We start from the raw sequence: 19,622 nt of genomic DNA on the forward strand, positions 1-19,622 counted from the left end.
CTTGACTTATGAAAAATAAAGCGACTCAGTCCAAGGCTTGGGCTACGGTTCAAATTGCACGACACCCTGAGCGTCCGCAATTTCTAGATTATGTCAGTGAAATTTTTACTGAATTTGATGCACTTCATGGCGACCGTTTATTTGGTGATGATGGTGCCATGATCGGTGGTTTGGCGCGTTTTGACGGGCTACCTGTGATGGTGGTTGGTCAACATCGTGGTCGCAGCACACGTGAAAAACTACAGCATAACTTTGGGATGTGTAATCCAGAAGGATATCGTAAATCACAACGTTTACTTGATATGGCTGAGCGTTTCAATTTACCTGTATTTACTTTCGTCGATACCATGGGTGCATACCCAGGTGTAGGAGCTGAAGAACGTGGTCAAGCAGAAGCGATTGCAACCAGCTTGGCACAACTTTCAAGTTTAAAAGTTCCTGTTATTGCGACAATCCTCGGTGAAGGCGGTTCAGGTGGTGCGCTCGGGATTGGTGTAGCCGATCGCGTGATTATGCTGTCACACAGTATTTATTCTGTGATTTCACCTGAAGGTTGTGCATCTATTTTGTGGAAAACCGCAGATAAAGCAGCACAAGCGAGTGAAGCACTTTCTCTAACTGCAGATAAACTTCAAGCATTAGGCATTGTTGAATATGTTGTGAACGAAGGTGAAGGGGCGCATCTGCAACCTGAAAAAGTCATGCATGATTTGAAAGATGTGTTAAAACAAGCTTTAGATGAATTGCAACCGATGGATGCTCAAGCACGATGCGAAGCACGTTATCAACGTTTAATGAAGTTTGGCAGCAGCAATTTAGGTATCGCGTCTTAGCACAAACATCGCATTTTTCTGAACAAACTCAATTCTTGATTGGGTGCAGCGGTGGCATGGATTCCATGCTGTTGCTGTTTCTAATGTCTGAGCTTTTTCCAACCCAAACCCGTGCGATTTATGTTGATCATCAACTTCAAGCAGCGAATGCTGAATGGGGGCGTGTTGTACAGCAGCAGTCAGATGCCTTAAATATCCCGTGTATTATTCAACAAGTAGACGTTGCGACAGGTAACTTAGAGCAACAAGCACGTCAAGCGCGTTATCAAGCTTATCAACAACATTTACAATCCAATGAAATTCTGGTTTTAGCCCATCATCAGCAAGATCAGGCTGAAACGCTATTATTACGCTTGCTTTCTGGAGCCGGTGTGCATGGCTTGGCTGCGATGCAGCAAATTGATATTCGTCAAGACATGACCATTTGGCGACCATTTTTAGATGTGAGTCGTGAGCAAATTGAACAATGGTCGCAGCAACTTGATTTTGACTATGTGACAGACCCAACCAATCACGATACACACTATGATCGGGCGTGGTGTCGAGAAGAATTATGGGATGTCTTACAAAAACGCTTCCCAAAAATGCAGGCAGCTGTGGCACGGACCAGTTCTTTGATGCAGGATGCTGCGGAAATACTGGATGACGTGTTACAGATAGATTGGCAACAATGTGCGACCGAGCGTGTACTTGATCTGATCGAGTTGCAGCAACTCTCGGCTGCGCGACAACGTCAATTGTTATCTGCTTGGATGAAGGGTTCGGATCAGTATCGGCCGAGTTATGATATGGTGCAGCGTTTGCAAAATGAAGTGATTCTTGCAAAGCCAGATGCGCAGGCAACTTTACATCTCAATCAGCATTATTTCGTTCGCTATCAGAAGACGTTATATCGTTTAACGCATGATGAGTTGTACGCAGAAAAATTATTTTCCTTTCCAGATACCTCGTCACAACAGTTTGATCTGGGCGAAACCATCAATGTTGCGGCTGGACAATTTAAGATTGAAACTCAAAAAATTGGTCTTTCATCTCGGCTTTTAGGACGAGAGTTAACGTTGCTTAAACGACAGGGGGGTGAAAAAATTCATCTTTATGGTCGTGTTGGACATTGGCCTCTGAAAAAAGCCATTCAAGAGCTACAGATTTTGCCTTGGTTACGTCATACAATTCAAATATTAGTCGTAGATAATGTTATGCTTGGGGTTTTTAGCCCAAAGGGTTTTTGGTTGGCGCAATCTGATTATTTAGAGCAGGGCGGTTGGCAACCAAGTTTAATTTCTGACAGTGATGACTTTTTTCATCCGTCTTTATCATATGACGAGTAGGACATGGCGACAGCATTGAATAAAAATATTTGTTTTATTGGCGGTGGTAACATGGCGCAAGCCTTGATTGGTGGACTGCTTTCTCGCGGTTTACCCACAACCCGCATTACCGTTTCTGATCCGGTAGAGCAAATTCGTCACATATTAGAAGAAAAAGGCATTCAAACCACAACCGATAATGTTGAAGCTGTGAAACATGCAGATGTGGTGGTATTGGCGGTAAAACCCCAAGTGTTGGCAACGGTATTACAACCATTACAAGGTTTATTGTCAGATAAACTGGTGATCTCAATTATTGCGGGTGCTGAAATTCAAACAATTTCAGATTTAATTGGGGGCAGTCAACGTGTTGTGCGTGTCATGCCAAATACACCTGCATTGGTTCAAACGGGTGCACATGGGATTTATGCATCAGAAGCGGTCAATGCTCAAGATCGCGAGTTAACCAGTCAAATTTTAGCGGCGACTGGTTTAACGATTTGGGTGGAGAGTGAAGCCCAGATTGATGCAGTAACTGCAGTCTCTGGTTCGGGTCCTGCATACTTCTTCTATTTGATGGAGAGTATGATCCGTGCAGGTAAAAACTTAGGGCTCGATGAAAAAGTGGCGACGGCATTGACTTTGCAGACAGCCTTAGGCGCGGCGCAAATGGCGATTACCAGCTCCAATTCTCCAGCAGAATTACGTAAAAATGTGACTTCTCCAAATGGCACAACCCAAGCAGCTTTAGAGGTGTTTGATCGTGCGCAGATTTCACAAAATATTCAAGCAGCGCTTGCAGCAGCTCAGAAGCGTAGCCAAGAGCTTGCGCAAGAGTTGAGTGACAAGTCTAAATCGGTTTAAGTAGGATAAGACAATTATGGGTGCAAGTTCTGCGCTAATTTTTGGTGTTTTGATCAATGTTGCAATTTTATTGGTCTTTTTCCGTTTTTTAATGCAATTGGCGGCAGTCAGTCCATACAATCCTGTGGTGCTTTCAACTGTGAAAGCCACCAAGATTGTCGATCTGTTTAGCCGCATTTTCCCGACGACAGGTAAGGGCCGTGTCAATTTAGCGGCAGTTGCGTTGTTGGTGATATTGTATCTCCTGAAAATGTTTGGTTTGATGTATTTATCTGGACAGATGCCACATAGTGCGGTGTATCTGGTGATCACAACATTTGTGACTATGATTCAGGACTTGATTCGTTTCTGCCGTTATTTGATTTTTGCAACGATCATTTTAAGTTGGGTGGTGATGTTTACGCAGTCACGCTCACCTTATATCGAAGTGATTCAAGAATTGGCTGAACCATTGCTTGCACCATTCCGTCGCTTATTGCCGAACATGGGGATGATTGACCTGTCTCCAATCTTGGCGTTCTTGGCTTTGTACGTGGCTGAGATTCTGATGAATGAAGCGGCTAAAGTGCTATTAACTGGTCTTTAAGCAAATCTGATTCAATAAAAAAATGGGCATAAGGCCCATTTTTTTTATTTCTTGATCCAGCGCTGTCGGATTGCTCGATTTAACGGATTGGAGAAATAGCGTGCAATGAAAGTACCTAGCCCAATCGCAAGCAAAAAATAAATCAACAATAAAACCAGCTTAATATTGCCCTCAGTCAATGCAGGCGTATAAAACAGCTTAAAAGTGCCTAAAATAATCAGATGGAATAAATAAATTTCATAACTATTCTTACCAATCTCCTGTAACCACTTGAAACGTTGTGTCTGCGTGATGGCGTGTTCATTGGCAATGTTTGCTAGAATCAGAGTGGCGGTTGCAAGTGCAAATAGACTAATGCCCCAAACACAGTTTTGTTTAATCGGTGCTGAAAAGTAAATGATGAACATGGTCGCAATCGCGATATATTTCAGTACTAACCAAGTTTTGGCTTGGAATTTCAGCTGCGGTGCGATCAGTGCCGCAATACAGCCAAAAACAATGCCATCAAAACTAGAAAAGTAATGATATAAGTATGCGCCACTTTCCTCACCATAATGTAAATATCTAAAATAAGGTGCAAATACAATCAGTGCGAAACAGACAAATAGAAAGTAGGGTTTTTTCTTAAATAGCAGTGCTGTCAGTGGAAAAAGTAGATAGAAAACCTCTTCTACAGATAAAGACCATAACACCCCAAGCGCATAGTTGACCCAGCCATTCTCGATAATCAGGATGTTCATCCAAAAGGTCAGTGCTGCTAGATTGACGGTTGATTGTGCCACGACAATGCCATTAGGGGCTTGCGTCATAAAGGGTTTTAGCTCAAATGCAGCTAAAAAATTAACCAGACAGATCAGCAAGATCAAGGTGGGCATGATGCGAGCAAATCGTGAAATGTAAAAGTCGCGCGTATTGATTTGATTTAATGCACCCCAGCGTTTGATGGTATGTGAGGTGATGAGATAGCCCGAGATCACAAAGAACATGGTGACCCCATAGTTGCCATTTCGAGCGAATAGTGTGGTGATGTCTTCACCAAAAACCTGAAAATTGATCGAGGTGTCAAAGAGCTTATAAGGGATATTGAAGTGATGCAGTAAAACCAAAAAGATTGAAATACAACGTAATGAATCAATAGAGTGAAAGCGGTTAAATTTAACTTGATTAAAGGACATGTTGCATTCCTTTCTCCTATACGAATTAATTTTTATAAGCTATTCTTTATTTTCAGTTTTCTTGTAGTGCAGGGGAGTTTATCCCCTGTCTGCAAGAAACATTTTGTTTTTGTGGCATGCGAATGAGTTAGTGTGCTGCATCCCAGTTTGGACCTTGTCCAACTTCAACCACAAACGGTACTGAAATTTCTAATACCGATTGCATCACTTCAGCAATTTGTTTTGAAAGTTCATCTGCGATTGCGGCATCAGCCTCGAATACCAATTCATCGTGCACCTGTAGCAAGAGCTTGGCTTGATCTTTAGGTAGCATTTTATCGACTGCAATCATGGCAAGTTTAATAATATCTGCCGCACTACCTTGTAATGGCGCATTGATTGCTGCACGTTCAGCGGCTTGTTTGATCATTTTATTGCTGGCCATAATGTCGGGTGTATATAAACGACGACCTAAAATGGTTTCCACGAAGCCTTGTTCACGTGCAATCTGACGCGTACGTTCCATATAATCCAATACGCCCGGATAACGCTGGAAGTAACGGGCGATATAGCTCCGCGATTCTTCACGGCTAAAGCCGAGCTGACGGGTTAAACCAAATTCAGACATCCCATAGAGCAGACCAAAGTTGACCGCTTTGGCTTGGCGACGTTGGTCGTTGGTCACATCCTCAATATCAATGCCCAGTACCTCAGAAGCGGTACGACGGTGTACATCCTGACCTTGCTGGAAGGCATGCACTAGCGCATCGTCTTGAGAGAAATGTGCCATCAAACGCAATTCGATTTGCGAGTAATCCGCTGCCAATAATACGCGACCTTCAGGTGCGATAAAGGCTTTACGAATTTGACGCCCAATCGGGGTACGAATTGGAATGTTCTGTAGGTTTGGATCGGTTGAAGACAAACGACCTGTTGCAGTTAAGGCTTGATGATAGCTGGTATGCACACGATGTGTCGTATCATGCGATTGTTCAATCAGGCGATCAGTATAAGTATTTTTGAGTTTTGCCAAGCCACGATGTTCCAAAATGACTTCAGCCAATGGATGTTCGATTTTCTCTAAAATACTTTCGCTGGTACTGTATTGACCTGTTGCAGTTTTCTTACCACCTTTGAGTCCTAGCTTTTCAAACAGGACTTCACCAACTTGCTTTGGTGAGGCAACATTAAAGGCTTCGCCTGCCAGTTCTGCTGCTTGAGCTTCCAGCGTTTGGATCGTTTCTGAAAATTCAACACTGAGCTGATCGAGGAATTGATGGTCGAGTTTAATGCCATCTTCTTCCATTCCTGTGAGGACACGGGCAACCGGCATTTCAATGTTATGTAGAATATTGACCAGTTCAGGAGAGCTTTTTAATTTTGCAGCGAGTACTTCATACAAGCGATAAGTGACATGCGCATCTTCAGCGGCATAATGTGCTGCAACTTCAAGCTCAATTTGATTAAAGGTTTTTTGCTTTGCACCTTTACCTGCGATTTGTTCAAAAGTCGTGGTCAAATGGCTGAGATAGAGACGTGCCACATCATCCATACCATGTCGCGTTGCCGCAGCATTCAATACATATGAAGCAAGCATAGTATCGAAATACCAACCTTGAATGGTAATACCGTGATTGGCAAAGATATGCGCATCATATTTAAGGTGATGACCAATTTTCCGTACTTGTTCATTTTCAAGAATCGGTTTGATTTGAGCGAGCAGCTGTTCTCGATTCAGTTGCTCAGGTGCACCTTCATAATCATGTGCAACAGGAACGTAATAAGCGTCCTTAGCATCAAATGCGACCGAGAAACCGACCAATTCAGCCACACGATAATCGAGGTTGGTGGTTTCTGTATCAATCGCAAAATGATCGGCTTGCTGCATACGTTGCAATAAAGCATCCCAATCTTGTTGGCTAAGCACCGTATGATAAGTCGCATTACCGAGTTGATCATCTTGGCTAGACAGATTGGCATGATCTTCGGTAACCACGGGTTCTGCTTTTAGTTCAGCTTTGGCAATACTTTGCGAGGTTTGTTGATAAGCAGAACTATTGGGATTGTTGGGATGGTCTAAGGATTGTAATTGGTTACGAAATTCTAATTCAGTATAGAGCTCACGGAGTTGATCCACATTAGGATTGGCGAGTTTGAGGTCATGCCAATCTAAGGCAAGATCAAGATCACAGACAATGCTGGCAAGTTGATGGTCAACTTTGATGTTGTCTACATTATCTTTAATATTCTGGCTGAGTTTGCCTTTAAGCTGATCAGCATTGGCAATAATATTGTTTAATGTGCCGTATTCATTCAGCAGCTTTGCCGCTGTTTTTGCGCCAACACCTGGAACGCCCATGATGCCGTCAGACGCATCGCCCATCAGGGTGAGGTAATCGATAATTTGATTTGGATGTACACCGAACTTTTCAAAAACACCTGCTTCATCTAAAACACGTTCTTTAAAGCTGTCTTCCAGTTTGACATGTTCATTGACCAACTGCGCCATGTCTTTGTCGCCCGTCGAGATGAGGACGTGATGACCTTCTGCCAAGGCACGTTTGGTTAAAGTCCCAATAATGTCATCCGCTTCTGCACCTGCGAGAAAATACAAAGGAATCCCTTGCGCTTTGATCAATGCATGTAAATAAGGAATCTGTTGAGATAACTCCTCAGGCATGCTTGGACGATCGCCTTTGTAGATTGGCGATAATTTATGACGGAAGGTTGGTTCTGGCGTATCAAAAATCACAGCCATATGGGTAGGCTGAGTGCGACGCATCAGTTTTTGGATCGCTGAGATTGCACCTCGAATGGCATTGGTATGTAAGCCAGTCGACGTGGTTAATGGGGGTAAGGCGTGAAAAGCACGAAATAAGAAATAAGACCCGTCTACCAAGACAAAAGGTGGCATTGCGCAAATCCTAATTATAAATTACTCGGTATTTTACGTGAAAAAGTGGTGGCTGTCTTATCTGAACTGGACGGAGAGCGGCTGCTTATGTCGTTTAAAATTTGCAGTATTTTGTATGTAACAATACCTGCCTATCTAGTGATCAAGTAAGATAGCCGCAATGAAGCTGTCATAATTGATATAAGTCTATGTATAAAAAAGACAAACAGGGACTCATCGTTGTATTAATTGCCTTGGCTGTATTGCTTGCGGCTGCAATTGTATTGAAGTGGCAAGGGACAATTGTTGCTGCTGGGATTGGATTGACCGTTGTTATTGTGCACGTTCTGTCTGAAATTCATCAGCGTTTGCTGCAACTAGAGCAAGCTGCACCGAGCTATTCTGCATTAGGGGCTGGTATTGGCGTACAAAAAATTGTGATATATGCCGCGGCACTCGTCGCCTTATTTGCCTATGCCAATACTTGGATCTGGCTCGCAGGTGGCGCTTTATTGGTATTGTTGTTGTGTTTGATCCAAACCATCAGTGCTTTTCAAACCCGATTGCTGCATTTAGAGCAGGTTGCAACACAATCACTCAATCCAGATATTTTAATTCAGCCACAACAACAGACGCCAAATATTGCTCAATCTGCTGAATGGGATGAAACGACAGCTTCAAACTCTGCAATTGTGGAACAGCAGCAGCCAGCTTGGATGCAGGCTCGACCTGAATCAGTTCAAAGTCCAATACTTCAGAACGCTACTTCCGCTGCTCATTCTTCTGAATCCAAACAACCTGCTTGGTGGCAGCCTGCATTGGACTGGATGATACATGGTAATCCCATTCTCCGTGTTGCTGTTGCCATATTAATGGTCGGTGTGATTTTACTCTTACGTTTTGCCAGTGAACATTGGCAACTCAGCTTAGGTGTGAAACTGGGTTTTATTGCGATTGCGGGCGTAGCCACAACTGTTGCAGGATATTTACTGCAAAAGAAAAATCAATTATTTGCAGTGGCTCTACAAGGCGTCGGTTTAGCGGTAGTTTTTTTAACCCTGATCTTCTCGCATCATTTCGCCGTCATTGCCAGCTTAAGTACCGCTAGTATTCTGTTTGTCATTTTATTATTGGCGACCGTTTACTTAAGTTTAAAGCAACAAGCCTTGTATTTGGCGATGTTGGCTTTAACCATGGCCTATCTGGCTCCGCTGGTCATTCCACAAAATCATCCTGATGTGATTTTCTTATTTAGTTATTATTTTGTCATTAACTTAGCCGTGGCTGCGTTGAATTTTATTCAACCCTGGAAAATTCTGCATCAAATTGCTTTCTTCGCCACCATGTTTATTGGTGGTTCGACGATCGGGATTTATGCAAAAACCTCGCAGTTTAATACGCTAGATATCATTCTCTGGCTACATATAGCGCTATTTATCTGGCTGAGTATTCGTTATAGCCAATTGATGTTACGTGCTCAAAATGCGCAGCAACAAACAGCTCAGGCATCTGAGCGTTTACAACCGATTTTAGATGTAGGCCTGATTTTTAGTGTTCCTGTACTGGGCTTTTCGCTACATGCTTATTTAATGCATAACTCGACCTCAGCACTCACTTGGGGAGCGGTTGCACTCGCGATTGTGTATATCAGTTTAAATATCTGGATTAAACGCCAGCATCCACAATTATCAATTTTGGCTAAAAGTTTCTTTATTCTTGCTGTGGTCTTCGTTGCGTTGATTTTCCCGCTGGCCAAAGGAGCACATTGGACGTCAACAGGTTGGGTGATTCAGGGAACTGCACTGATTGTTTGGGGCGTGACCGAGCGATATCGTTTAAGCCGTTATGTTGGCGTGGCATTGGTATTATTAAGTTCAGTGGCGCTGCTGTTCCAAGTGTGGTCAAACGATCATTTCCCAATTTTAAGTACCGCGATTTTTGCGCTTGCTCAATTTATTTCTGCTTTTTACTTATTGCATTATCAAGAAGTCGAGAAGTATTTCAGTGCCCGTATGTTGAGTGGGGTTTTTCTGGCACTCGGTTTGTATTCAGGCGCGATTGCTGCTGTTGAATGGATGCAATGGCAACAACATGGGCTGAGCCCTTATCTCGCGATTGATGCAATATTATTGGCATTGTTTAGTCTGGCTGTGTATGTTAAATCACGTTTGCAGTGGGGCAATCTACAGCTGATTTTGGTGGCGGTGTTGTTATTCTTACTGTACGGGGAAACTTTTGCTGTAGAGGTTTACTCAACAGGACATTGGCCGAGCACCTTAAATCAGGTTGGCTTTGCTGTCGCTGCGAGCTTATTGTCCTTGCTGCTGATCAGCTTGAATTTGAGCAAGTCTAGCGTCTATACGGTGATTTGGGCGACGTTGCTGTGGTTGAGTCTTGCCAGTATCGGTTTGGCCATTTTCCCAATCATGCCGATTGCAGCGCTTGCGTTGATCCCTGTGATTTATGCTGTTTGGTTATTACGATCGCATAAAACACAGTTATTACATCAATTACCTGTATGGGGCTTAAGCCTGTTTTGGTTATTGCTGATTAGTCTAGATCCGTATTCGGCTGAACAGTATTATGCTTTACCGTTAATCAATCCTACCGATCTTTTGTCTTTACTGGTGTTTGCAGGTCTGATCTGGACGATATATCAGCATGACTTTAGTGCAGAACGCTCGATGGAATGGGGCTTTAAAGTTACCACCATTTTGATTGGCCTATTGGTGCTGAGTAGTGTGGTGGTGCGTGCTATGCATCATTATTTGGGCACACCATTCTGGGGGACAGCAATTTGGTCGAATGGTGATGTTCAACTCAGTTTGACACTATTGTGGGTTATTTTAGCTTTTGTTCTAATGACTTTTTCCAGCCGCCGCCACATCCGACAAATTTGGTTTGTCGGTGCAGCTTTGTTAGGCATTGTGGTAACGAAACTGTTGTTATTGGATTTATCGCAAAGTGGCACTTTAACCCGTGTGATTTCTTTTATTGGTTCGGGGGCTGTAATGTTGGTCATTGCTTATCTAGCACCTTTACCCCCTGCGATAGAACAGACTCAGAAAGAGAGTTAACTCTCTTTCTGTTCTTTTTTGAGTTCTTTTTGATTGGCATATTGATCAACTTCGTCATTTTCTAAGGGAAGAGGTCGGTCAATCAGGCCCATCTTCGGTACAGGAATCTCGATCTCATTTTCCAAGAAGCCATTACGAATGCGTTCCTGCATTTCATCGCGTACTTTGAGCGAGTTTTCCTGACGACACCACACCGCAAATAACAGTTCAATAGAAGATTCTCTAAACGCCGTCACTGTGACCGTGGCTTTAGGATCATCCATCACCAGCGGATATTTGGCTGCAACGTCTAACAGCACATGTCGCACTTTAATAATGTCTTCGTGAAAGTTAATCGCCAAGGTGATTGGAATACGCCGTATCGGGTATTTGGATAAGTTCATCACAGGGGTTCGGATCAGTTGTTCATTCGGCAAACGAATATAAACATTATCCAGCGTCAAAAGTTTAACTGAGAGTAGATCAATCGAAATCACTTCACCTTCGATGGTTTGACCTCGAATTAAGGTGATTTGAATGGTGTCACCGACTTCAAAAGAGCCTTCACCAATCAAAAACAAGCCACTAATCAAGTTACTGGCAGAGGTTTGAGAGGCGAAACCGAGCGCGACAGTTAATATCCCAGCAGCACCTAAAAATACGCTGAGTTTAAAACCAGCTTCTCTGAGGCTGGTCATAATGAATAGCAAGAAGATGAAGTAAAAAATACCCCGACGCCATAACAAACGCTGATGCGCATTAAAGCGGCTACCTACCGTGCGAATAAAGGCATTTGAAACCAAACGTGCAATCAGGAAGCCGATAAAACATAAAATAATGGCGACCACGATTTCACTGAGTCGCTCAAAGTTAATGTTGGTGAAAACACTGGTTAGGCTGCCGGCAACATCTTTGGGAATATTCGAATTTGGCATCGCGACCCCTTAAAAAAATGAATCAAACATATTGAATAAAGTACTGCCTGGTGCACGAGGGGGATGCACATAGGTGACTTCACCCGCTTGGGTTGGGGTCTTATTTTCAATACGAATACGCGCTGGATGATCAGTACCCTCATAATAGACTTTAATTTGAGACGTCCATAAACGGCCTGTACTTTCGCTATAAAATAATGGCAGTGCAGGGACGGGTACATTCATGCGATCAAAACGCAGTTGATGGTGACTGGTGTTGTGGAATTCAATCGGGGTCACCGCACGGAAAGCACGCGGTTTGAGGAGATTCAAATCAATACGACCATCTACAGAGGTCGCGTAGCAAATCTCACCATTTTGTGGGTCTTTACCAAACCAAGTATCTTTCGGTTGAATCACGGGAATATCAAATAGAGGTTCAGAAAGACCGTCAACCAAACCCGCAATCCACAAGGGGGTACTGATATACAGGGTGCCACGCTGACCCGCAGGAATATAAATCGGGTCAACAGGTCGAATCACCACTGAGCGATCCGCCAACCGAGGCATCAAATGAAAGCTGCCATTGGTCTTGTGGAACATATAGCGTTCGATTTTTGCCGGAGGCGGCATGGCAAATTCAATATCATTCAATATTCGCCACTGCTGCTCATAGTCATACTGAAATTGAGGGCGATGATATTCCAAACGCCATTCTTTGATGCCGCGGGTGAGACGAAAGAGCAATGAACCGAATTGCCACGCTTTGGCCTGTTGAATTTCGAATTGTTGTTCGCCCCACCATTTCAGAGCGTCAGAATGGGGAGCTTGATATTGATTATTTTGAGACAAGATGCAAAATTCCTGTGTGAGTATGCTAAACAGACTTCACGCTGTAATCTGCTTAGAGTACACTCACTGCTTTCTTTTATCATTATTTGTGTGATGCAAATACTTAAACAAATACAAATTCCTTATAGTTTCGCTAAACGACATGGCGTTTTGTTACGTTATGAAGGCGATCAAGTTTTTATTGTACGACGCAAGGACACCGCGCGTATTGCTTTGCAGGAAGCTCGTCGAATTTTGGGGAAAACAGCTCACGATCAATTGTGTACCGATCAAGAGTTTCATGCCTTACTGAGTTCTAGCTATGCAGGGGATACTGGCGAGTCGCAACAAGTTGCGGCAGGCCTAGAAGACCATCCAGATTTATTGAGTTTGGCGGATCAAGTACCTGAAGCTGAAGACTTGATGGATCAGGAAGATGATGCACCGATCGTGCGTCTAATCAATGCTTTATTGTCCGAAGCGATTCGTGTCAGTGCCTCTGATATTCATATCGAAGCTTTTGAGAAAAAGCTTTCTGTACGATTACGTGTCGATGGTCAACTACGTGAAATTGTTCAGCCACGCCGTGAATTAGCGCCGTTGTTGGTATCACGTATTAAAGTCATGGCGAAACTGGATATTGCGGAAAAGCGTGTACCACAAGATGGTCGTATTTCATTACGTCTCGCAGGGCGTGAAGTAGATGTGCGTGTCTCAACTTTACCGTCTTCGCATGGCGAACGTGTGGTCATGCGTTTGCTGGACAAGCAAGCCGGACGCTTGAACATGACGCATTTGGGCTTGATGCAAAATGACTATGATCGTTTAACGCAACTGGTTCATCGACCACATGGCATTATCTTGGTGACAGGTCCAACGGGTTCAGGTAAAACCACCACCTTGTATGCAGCATTGTCAGATTTGAATGACCATACGCGTAATATTTTGACTGCCGAAGATCCGATTGAATATCAATTGGAAGGTATTGGCCAAACACAGGTCAATACCAAAGTGGATATGACCTTTGCGCGTGCGTTAAAAGCGATGTTGCGTCAAGATCCAGATGTGGTGATGGTCGGAGAGATTCGTGATTTGGAAACTGCGGAAATTGCAGTACAAGCCTCTTTAACGGGTCACTTGGTGTTATCCACACTGCATACTAATACGGCAATTGGTGCAGTAACGCGTCTTAAAGATATGGGAATTGAACCATTCTTACTTGCTAGTTCACTGATTGGGGTGATTGCGCAGCGTCTGGTTCGTACTTTATGTCCGCATTGTGTGACTTGGCGTAAGGCTGATGATTTCGAGCGACAAGTATTTCAGCATCTCAAAGTTGATGAACATATGGAATTGCCGGAACCACATGGTTGTGAAAAATGTTCACACGTTGGGTTTAGTGGGCGAACCGCAATTTATGAAATTGTACCAGTCGATGAATCGATGCGCCGTTTGATTCATGGCAATGCCGCTGAGTATGAATTGGAAAATTATGCACGTCGTCATGCTGCATCGATTCGTGATGATGGTTTACTTAAAGTATTGGCTGGAAAAACCACATTAGAAGAAGTACTTCGTGTCACCAATGAAGCTGCGGAAGAATAAATCGATTCACGAATAAAAAACAGCATGGTCTAACCATGCTGTTTTTGTTTGAGTATTCGGATTATGCAGTCGTCACGATATTGAAAGTAACGTCGATATTGTTACGTGTTGCATTTGAATAAGGGCAAACGATATGTGCAGCCGCAACCAATTGCTCTGCTTCTGCTTGTTCCATTCCAATTAAATACACATTCAAGGTCACTTCAATACCAAAACCATTTGGAATCGGACCAATGCCGACTTCACCTTCAACATAGGCATCTTTGCTAATTTTAAATTTATCGCGATTCGCTACAAACTTCATTGCACCTAAGAAACATGCAGAATAGCCAGCAGCAAACAATTGTTCTGGATTAGTGACTGCGCCACCTGCACCGCCCATTTCTTTTGGCACCCCTAATTGCACATCTAAAACACCGTCAGAGGACGTTGCACGACCATCACGACCACCTGTTGCTTTTGCTTTCGCACGATAAACCACTTTTTCTAAAGACATGATTATTATTCCTAAATAATATTGAATACAATTAAATCGTACACGATATAAATTAAAAAACAAGTTGCTGTTGTGTAAATTTTAAACTTATTTGTTTAGATGTGTGCGAAGTTCTGAAAGCTGATCTTTTAGTGCCAATAATGCTGTTGGTGAACAGGATGCGGCTTGAGCCAGTTGATTTGGAATATCAATCGCTTGTAATTGTAAAGCTTGCCCTTGTGGGGTCAGGGTAATAATCACTTGTCGTTCATCTTTACTTGAGCGTTGACGAGTAATTAAGTCAGCTGCTTCAAGTTTTTTTAGTAATGGCGTAAGTGTAGATGATTCTAAAAATAGTCGTTCACCAATCTCTGAGACAGAGAGCTGATCTTTTTCCCATAGCACCAACATCACCAGATATTGTGGATAGGTTAAGCCAAGTGGTGCGAGTAATTGGCGATAAACCTGATTCAATGCGAGATTGGTCGAATAAATCAGAAAACATAACTGATTGTCTAATAACAGTTGCGGATGCTCTTCGCCCATGCAGCCCTCAAATAATAATTGAATAGATGCAGTATATCTTGGTCTAATCGATTACCTAAGTAGTTTCAGTATCAATTCAAATGAAAAAAGCACAAGCTGTAAAAACTTATGCTTTCTATCGCTTACTTAAATTGCCAATTACCAAAGCTCAGCAATTTTTTTCATCAATCTTGCTCGGTAGCGTGCGGTGGGGTTATTGAGATTATTCTGAGCTTCAAGTTCAAAATGTTGCTGCCATGCTTTGATCATTTCTAAGGTTGTGCCTTTTTGTTTAATGACCATAACGTCTTCACGTTGAATATTGTCTAATCTCTGCCTTGCACCTTCAGCACCTGTTCCCCAGCCAATGATCCATTGCCCAAAAGCATTCAGCGATAAGTTTTGTGGCGTAGACAAAACACGAGATGATTGAGTTGATTCATCACCATCTACATCCACAGATGTCGCGTGAAGTTGTACAGCGGTCCCCAAAAAAAAGAAAATAACAATCAATCTAAACATGAATAAAGCTTAATAAGAATTAACGGATGATGTTACATCATAGCTAGCCCAAAATTGGCTGACTTTGTTCTACTATGATTAATAATTTGTATTAAATCATGATTCTATAGATCAGGCATTTATAAAAGTTGATCATTGCAGTCAGATTGATCTTGTGTGCTTGTATTTTGTACAGCAGTGTGTTGAAAGTGGTGTAAAGATGAAGAGGGAGTTAATAGGCAATAATCTTACGATGCTGCATTAACGGCATTGCAAGGCGAAGTGTGTTTTGTGTCTTAAGATCAAATTCACTAGCGATTAGGCCGTGTCCTTCAGTTTCAATGCTTTGCAGCAATTGGCCGCGGCTATCTGTAATACCGGCATGTCCCCAAGTTTGACGTTGTTCACCATGCCAACCTTGTTGTGCAGCACCTAAAACATAACACTGACTATCCATGGCCCGTGCTTGTAGCAATAATTGCCAGTGGAGCTGGCCTGTCGTATAGGTAAATGCAGCTGGGGCCGTTAAGATATTGGCACCTTGCTGACGTAAAGTTAAAGCAAGTTCAGGAAAGCGTAAGTCATAGCAGACCATAAGTCCGATATTGCCAAAAGGCGTTTTGGCAACCACAACTTGATCGCCAGGTTCAAAGAATTTAGATTCCTGATAACCACCTACAGCATCGCCGACTTGTACATCAAACAGGTGGATTTTGTCATAACGTGCTTCAGTCCCTTCAGGACTAATACATAAGCTGACCGTGCGAACGCGACCATCTTGAATCACCGAACCATCTGGACGGAAAGGGCATGGGAGTGTACCTGCAACAATCCAGATTTGATAACGATGCGATAACTGTTCTAGGCGTGCTTGAATTGCTTCGAATTGTGCTGCGGTTTCGCGTTGCTTACCCGCAGCAAAGCAAACAAAATTCTCGGGGAAAACAATCAGCTCAGCACCTTGAGCCTTACTTTGTTGAAGTAATGATTCGATGACATCGAAGTTTGCTTCAATGTCATTTTGAGAATTCATCTGTGCAACAGAAAGTAAGGTCATAGGGAGATCACGATACTGAGTTTAACGATCAAGCGTTTTGTTTTTGTACGTCGAGATTTAAGCAATCTTGCTCTTTTTGCAATTGCTTAACCAATGGTTCAAACATATTTTGGTTGTTTTCGTTCAAGTGCATCAGTGTTTTGTGTGCATCGAGCACAGTGTTGAGCATTGCGCTGTGCGTCACTTGCTCTTCTGTAAGCTCCAATGTACATACACTTGGATCGCCACAGTAGTTTAAAATCACAAATACTTGCCCAAGCCCCATGCTATTGGCTAAGGTCGTAATATCTGGATTTGTCGAGAGCATAACGGCTTGTATGTGATGAACTTGCTTAAGCTTTAAACCTAGTTTTGCCAATATACCTAAAACAGTACTGTCAATAAACGTGGTTTCGGTTAAGTCAACGATTGCACCAACAACATTTTGCTGTTGTTCAATTCGATTGAGTAGTTTGTCTAGACTTATACAAGAGTGAGCACGCACTTCGCCAATAAGCTTGAAAATATGCGTTCCGTTCAAACTTGCATATTCAACATGACCTGTTGACATATAAATGCCATTTTCAGAGAAAGGATATGAAATTATCCCATAGTGATATTGGAGACACAAGTGGTTGGAGGGTGTGATTTAATTAAGATATTGATTTTAATATTAATTCATTCGACATATGCTCAAAATTGCAATGTCATCTGCTACATGTTCAGGGGCTTTGAATGAGTCATTTTGAAGATGTTCGACCAATTGATTAAACTGATCGTTCAGACCACCATCAAATGGTTCCAAGGCACCATCAGAGCATAAAATGAACCGCGCATGACGACTTAATTTACAGTGGTGTTCTTCGACTTCAAGCTCTTCAGTCAGGCCAAGTGGAAAGCTGCTGGTCGTTAGAATCTGAGGCGGTTGATTCGGTTCAAAAATAATGGGGGGAGGGTAATGTCCTGCACTTGACCAACGCACTTCATGGGTGACTAAATTTAAGATCCCAGCCACCATGGTAATGTGTTTTTCAATATTCTCTTGTACCAACATCGCATTCAGCTTTTGAATCAATTGGCTTGGTGTTTTTGAACGGCCATGAAAGGCTGCCATCCACGAGGTTAATAAGCTGCTGGTGACGCCATGTCCTGAAACATCAGCCAGATAGAACAATACTTCTTCATCATTTAAACGCCAATAATCATACCAATCCCCAGATAAATAAGCAGACGGTTGAAAAAGGGATTCAAACTGATAGTTTGGTAATTCGATTGGGTTCGGTAAAAGACGCTTTTGTAATTCGGCAGCAGAGGGTAAATCTCGACTATCTTGATTACGTTTGTATTGAGCATCTATTTTAAACAAAGAATGAATCGGATTTTTTGGCAAACTATCCCAAATCCAACCTGCTAATGCACCTTGTTCCCATGCTTGTGCTAACGCTGTGCCTTCATGTTCAAATGCAAGTACAATTGTTGGGAGTTTCCACTGATATTTTAAAAAGTCTTGTACATCGGCAATTGCAATGATGGTTTGATCATACAAATCCAAGTCATCAATTTGAATGATCTGCAAACTCGGTAACTCAGTTAAAGCTTGATCTAAACAAGGTACGGAACGCGTGGGTTGTATGAAATACATAGATGAATAGCCAATCCTTTGTATGATCATTTAAAATTCATCATAGATGAAAGATGACCTTGGATATAGTATTGCCAGAGTTTAAATTCTCTGGCAATACATAAGTTTGTAAAACATTATTTTAAATTAATCATTTTTCATGGGAAGAGCTGTCATCAATGTCATCTTCATCGCTAATGAAAGAAACATCATTTGAGTCGCCACGCTTTTCTGCAATCTGGAAAGCTTTACGTTGTAAATAGAAATCTCGAATCATTGCGTACTTGTCACCCTTTAGACTTTCTTCAATATCAAGAATTTGAGAACGTGCATCAACTGCCTGTAATACATTGGTTGACCAATAAATACCTTCATGATCATCTAGTAAGTATTTTTGTGGACGACCATAGCTATCGGCGGCTAAACCAAAACCATCACGGAAGGTACTTGGGCCAAAGAAAGGCAACATCACATAAGGACCAGAGGGAACACCATAATAGCCTAGAGTCACACCAAAACTTTCCTCTTCAGTGCTTAAACCCAAACGACGTGCTGGATCAGCAAAACCCAAAGTCGTTAAAGTATTCACTGTAAAACGGCCTAAAGTTTTTGCGGCGCGCGTTGGGCGACCTTGCATTAACTGGTTAACTGCATTCCAAGGTTCACCTAAGTTTTTGCGAAATTGGCGATAAGGACTACGCACAGGTTCTGGCACTTTAGCAACATATTGAATTGCAATAGGCTTTAATAAGTTACGGTCTAACATGTCATTGAATGCATAGACTTGGCGATTCAATGGTTGTAGAGGGTCTTTAACAGAATCAGGTTGTGCTGCATTCGCATTTACTTTTAAGTCATCTTTGGTCAGATGTTTTAAATCTTTGATGGCTTGAATCGTAGAGGTTTTTTGCTCAGCAGTGACTTGGCTTGTTACAGCATTAGCTTGATTGGCTGAATCGCTGGGAGTGTCTTGTGCGACTACTGATGAACATGCTCCAGCAGTTAACAACCCAAGCAAGATAAAATTTGAGTAATGCATATAAGTCCTTAATCGCTGTTAGAGCGAAATAATACAGCCATTAAAATGATTGCGTCATAGAACGCGCAACATAAAGATGAGCATATAGTTTAGTTGTTCTCCTATTATTAAAACAAATTCGATCGAAAAATATAAGAAAAATTGTGATTTTGGTTTAAAAATGTTCACTCGAATAAAAAAGAATGAAAATGGGGTTGTGTTGGATGTGAAATGCTGTAGAATGCACATCCATCGGCGGTGATGCAGATAAAAACTTGTTGAGAAACAAGGATTTGGCTAGAAAGGTTAGATTCTTGAGTTGATTGATAAGTTTGCTAAATATCTAAATTACCTGTTGACTTTTAAGAAATTGAGAGTAATATAGCCGACCTAGCTTGATGAT

The 19,622-nt window shown here is 42.3% G+C and carries 17 protein-coding genes; 6 read left to right on the plus strand and 11 right to left on the minus strand.

The genetic code is table 11. The annotated features are described in order from the left end of the window. Nucleotides 1-8 precede the first annotated feature (8 nt). Genes MN869_RS15925 through MN869_RS15940 form a run of 4 tightly spaced genes read left to right on the plus strand, consistent with a single transcriptional unit; the run spans nt 9 to nt 3,590 of the window. Nucleotides 9-833 (plus strand): acetyl-CoA carboxylase carboxyltransferase subunit alpha, encoded by an 825-nt coding sequence (locus MN869_RS15925; protein WP_243308660.1) that lies wholly within the window; start codon nt 9-11, stop codon nt 831-833. Next, nucleotides 770-2,161, plus strand: coding sequence for a tRNA lysidine(34) synthetase TilS (gene tilS / locus MN869_RS15930; RefSeq protein ID WP_279324155.1), 1,392 nt, complete (start codon nt 770-772; stop codon nt 2,159-2,161). Before MN869_RS15925 ends, tilS begins: the two co-directional genes overlap by 64 nt. 3 nt (nt 2,162-2,164) lie before the next feature. Beyond that, complete coding sequence (gene proC, locus MN869_RS15935; RefSeq protein WP_171553383.1) at nt 2,165-3,004, plus strand: pyrroline-5-carboxylate reductase; 840 nt, start codon at nt 2,165-2,167, stop codon at nt 3,002-3,004. Nucleotides 3,005-3,020: 16 nt separating this feature from the next. After that, nucleotides 3,021-3,590 carry a YggT family protein gene (locus tag MN869_RS15940; protein ID WP_171553382.1) on the plus strand — a complete coding sequence of 190 codons (570 nt, stop codon included), beginning with the start codon at nt 3,021-3,023 and terminating at the stop codon, nt 3,588-3,590. A 44-nt stretch (nt 3,591-3,634) separates the two neighbouring features. On the opposite strand, the gene MN869_RS15945 is transcribed toward MN869_RS15940, so the two are convergent. Together MN869_RS15945 and polA are read right to left on the minus strand one after the other, a co-directional pair. Beyond that, nucleotides 3,635-4,765: an acyltransferase gene (locus MN869_RS15945; RefSeq protein WP_243308667.1), complete on the minus strand. Its 1,131-nt coding sequence runs from the start codon at nt 4,763-4,765 to the stop codon at nt 3,635-3,637. Between the two features lie 127 nt (nt 4,766-4,892). Beyond that, the gene (polA, locus tag MN869_RS15950) at nt 4,893-7,658 is read right to left on the minus strand and encodes a DNA polymerase I (protein WP_243308669.1); all 2,766 of its coding nucleotides are present in this window, start codon (nt 7,656-7,658) and stop codon (nt 4,893-4,895) included. Nucleotides 7,659-7,846: 188 nt separating this feature from the next. On the opposite strand from polA, the gene MN869_RS15955 reads away from it, so the two are divergent. After that, nucleotides 7,847-10,714 carry a DUF2339 domain-containing protein gene (locus MN869_RS15955; protein WP_243308670.1) on the plus strand — a complete coding sequence of 956 codons (2,868 nt, stop codon included), beginning with the start codon at nt 7,847-7,849 and terminating at the stop codon, nt 10,712-10,714. Here the strand turns inward: MN869_RS15955 and MN869_RS15960 are convergent. Both MN869_RS15960 and MN869_RS15965 read right to left on the minus strand, forming a co-directional pair. After that, nucleotides 10,711-11,628 (minus strand): mechanosensitive ion channel family protein, encoded by a 918-nt coding sequence (locus MN869_RS15960; RefSeq protein ID WP_004804508.1) that lies wholly within the window; start codon nt 11,626-11,628, stop codon nt 10,711-10,713. The genes MN869_RS15955 and MN869_RS15960 overlap by 4 nt on opposite strands. A 9-nt stretch (nt 11,629-11,637) precedes the next feature. After that, complete coding sequence (locus tag MN869_RS15965) at nt 11,638-12,459, minus strand: hypothetical protein (RefSeq protein ID WP_005207093.1); 822 nt, start codon at nt 12,457-12,459, stop codon at nt 11,638-11,640. A 93-nt stretch (nt 12,460-12,552) separates the two neighbouring features. Between MN869_RS15965 and gspE the strand changes: the two genes are divergently transcribed. Next, nucleotides 12,553-14,043, plus strand: coding sequence for a type II secretion system ATPase GspE (gspE, locus tag MN869_RS15970; RefSeq protein ID WP_005207094.1), 1,491 nt, complete (start codon nt 12,553-12,555; stop codon nt 14,041-14,043). A 61-nt stretch (nt 14,044-14,104) separates the two neighbouring features. On the opposite strand, the gene MN869_RS15975 is transcribed toward gspE, so the two are convergent. From MN869_RS15975 to MN869_RS16005, 7 genes are all read right to left on the minus strand, one after another. Continuing rightward, nucleotides 14,105-14,539, minus strand: coding sequence for an organic hydroperoxide resistance protein (locus tag MN869_RS15975; RefSeq protein WP_005207095.1), 435 nt, complete (start codon nt 14,537-14,539; stop codon nt 14,105-14,107). Between the two features lie 87 nt (nt 14,540-14,626). Continuing rightward, nucleotides 14,627-15,064, minus strand: a complete 438-nt coding sequence (locus MN869_RS15980; protein ID WP_005312319.1) for a MarR family transcriptional regulator — start codon at nt 15,062-15,064, stop codon at nt 14,627-14,629. Between the two features lie 138 nt (nt 15,065-15,202). After that, a complete protein-coding gene (locus MN869_RS15985) occupies nt 15,203-15,565 on the minus strand; it encodes a DUF4951 domain-containing protein (protein WP_004804513.1) in 363 nt (120 codons plus the stop codon). 211 nt (nt 15,566-15,776) lie between these two features. Then, nucleotides 15,777-16,601, minus strand: coding sequence for a carbon-nitrogen hydrolase family protein (locus tag MN869_RS15990; protein ID WP_033134669.1), 825 nt, complete (start codon nt 16,599-16,601; stop codon nt 15,777-15,779). Between the two features lie 28 nt (nt 16,602-16,629). Further along, entirely contained in the window at nt 16,630-17,151 is a 522-nt protein-coding gene (gigB, locus tag MN869_RS15995; RefSeq protein ID WP_005207099.1) for an anti-anti-sigma factor GigB, read from the minus strand. Nucleotides 17,152-17,253: 102 nt separating this feature from the next. Then, on the minus strand, nt 17,254-18,222 hold the full coding sequence (gene gigA, locus MN869_RS16000; RefSeq protein ID WP_005207100.1) for an RsbU family protein phosphatase GigA: 969 nt from the start codon (nt 18,220-18,222) through the stop codon (nt 17,254-17,256). Nucleotides 18,223-18,352: 130 nt separating this feature from the next. Then, on the minus strand, nt 18,353-19,240 hold the full coding sequence (locus MN869_RS16005) for a VacJ family lipoprotein (protein WP_004804518.1): 888 nt from the start codon (nt 19,238-19,240) through the stop codon (nt 18,353-18,355). Nucleotides 19,241-19,622 lie beyond the last annotated feature (382 nt).

The organism is Acinetobacter sp. NIPH1876 (assembly GCF_022808535.1).
Classification (GTDB): Bacteria; Pseudomonadota; Gammaproteobacteria; order Pseudomonadales; family Moraxellaceae; genus Acinetobacter; species Acinetobacter higginsii.

Bases quoted from the DNA above. Each gene is read 5' to 3' on its own strand.
- MN869_RS15925 (WP_243308660.1), top strand. From the start codon at position 9: ATGAAAAATAAAGCGACTCAGTCCAAGGCTTGGGCTACGGTTCAAATT.
- MN869_RS15980 (WP_005312319.1), bottom strand. From the start codon at position 15,064: ATGGGCGAAGAGCATCCGCAACTGTTATTAGACAATCAGTTATGTTTT.
- tilS (WP_279324155.1), top strand. From the start codon at position 770: ATGCGAAGCACGTTATCAACGTTTAATGAAGTTTGGCAGCAGCAATTT.
- MN869_RS15945 (WP_243308667.1), bottom strand. From the start codon at position 4,765: ATGTCCTTTAATCAAGTTAAATTTAACCGCTTTCACTCTATTGATTCA.
- MN869_RS15960 (WP_004804508.1), bottom strand. From the start codon at position 11,628: ATGCCAAATTCGAATATTCCCAAAGATGTTGCCGGCAGCCTAACCAGT.
- gigB (WP_005207099.1), bottom strand. From the start codon at position 17,151: ATGTCAACAGGTCATGTTGAATATGCAAGTTTGAACGGAACGCATATT.
- MN869_RS15940 (WP_171553382.1), top strand. From the start codon at position 3,021: ATGGGTGCAAGTTCTGCGCTAATTTTTGGTGTTTTGATCAATGTTGCA.
- polA (WP_243308669.1), bottom strand. From the start codon at position 7,658: ATGCCACCTTTTGTCTTGGTAGACGGGTCTTATTTCTTATTTCGTGCT.
- MN869_RS15955 (WP_243308670.1), top strand. From the start codon at position 7,847: ATGTATAAAAAAGACAAACAGGGACTCATCGTTGTATTAATTGCCTTG.
- gigA (WP_005207100.1), bottom strand. From the start codon at position 18,222: ATGTATTTCATACAACCCACGCGTTCCGTACCTTGTTTAGATCAAGCT.
- MN869_RS15990 (WP_033134669.1), bottom strand. From the start codon at position 16,601: ATGACCTTACTTTCTGTTGCACAGATGAATTCTCAAAATGACATTGAA.
- MN869_RS15985 (WP_004804513.1), bottom strand. From the start codon at position 15,565: ATGTTTAGATTGATTGTTATTTTCTTTTTTTTGGGGACCGCTGTACAA.
- MN869_RS15975 (WP_005207095.1), bottom strand. From the start codon at position 14,539: ATGTCTTTAGAAAAAGTGGTTTATCGTGCGAAAGCAAAAGCAACAGGT.
- proC (WP_171553383.1), top strand. From the start codon at position 2,165: ATGGCGACAGCATTGAATAAAAATATTTGTTTTATTGGCGGTGGTAAC.
- gspE (WP_005207094.1), top strand. From the start codon at position 12,553: ATGCAAATACTTAAACAAATACAAATTCCTTATAGTTTCGCTAAACGA.
- MN869_RS16005 (WP_004804518.1), bottom strand. From the start codon at position 19,240: ATGCATTACTCAAATTTTATCTTGCTTGGGTTGTTAACTGCTGGAGCA.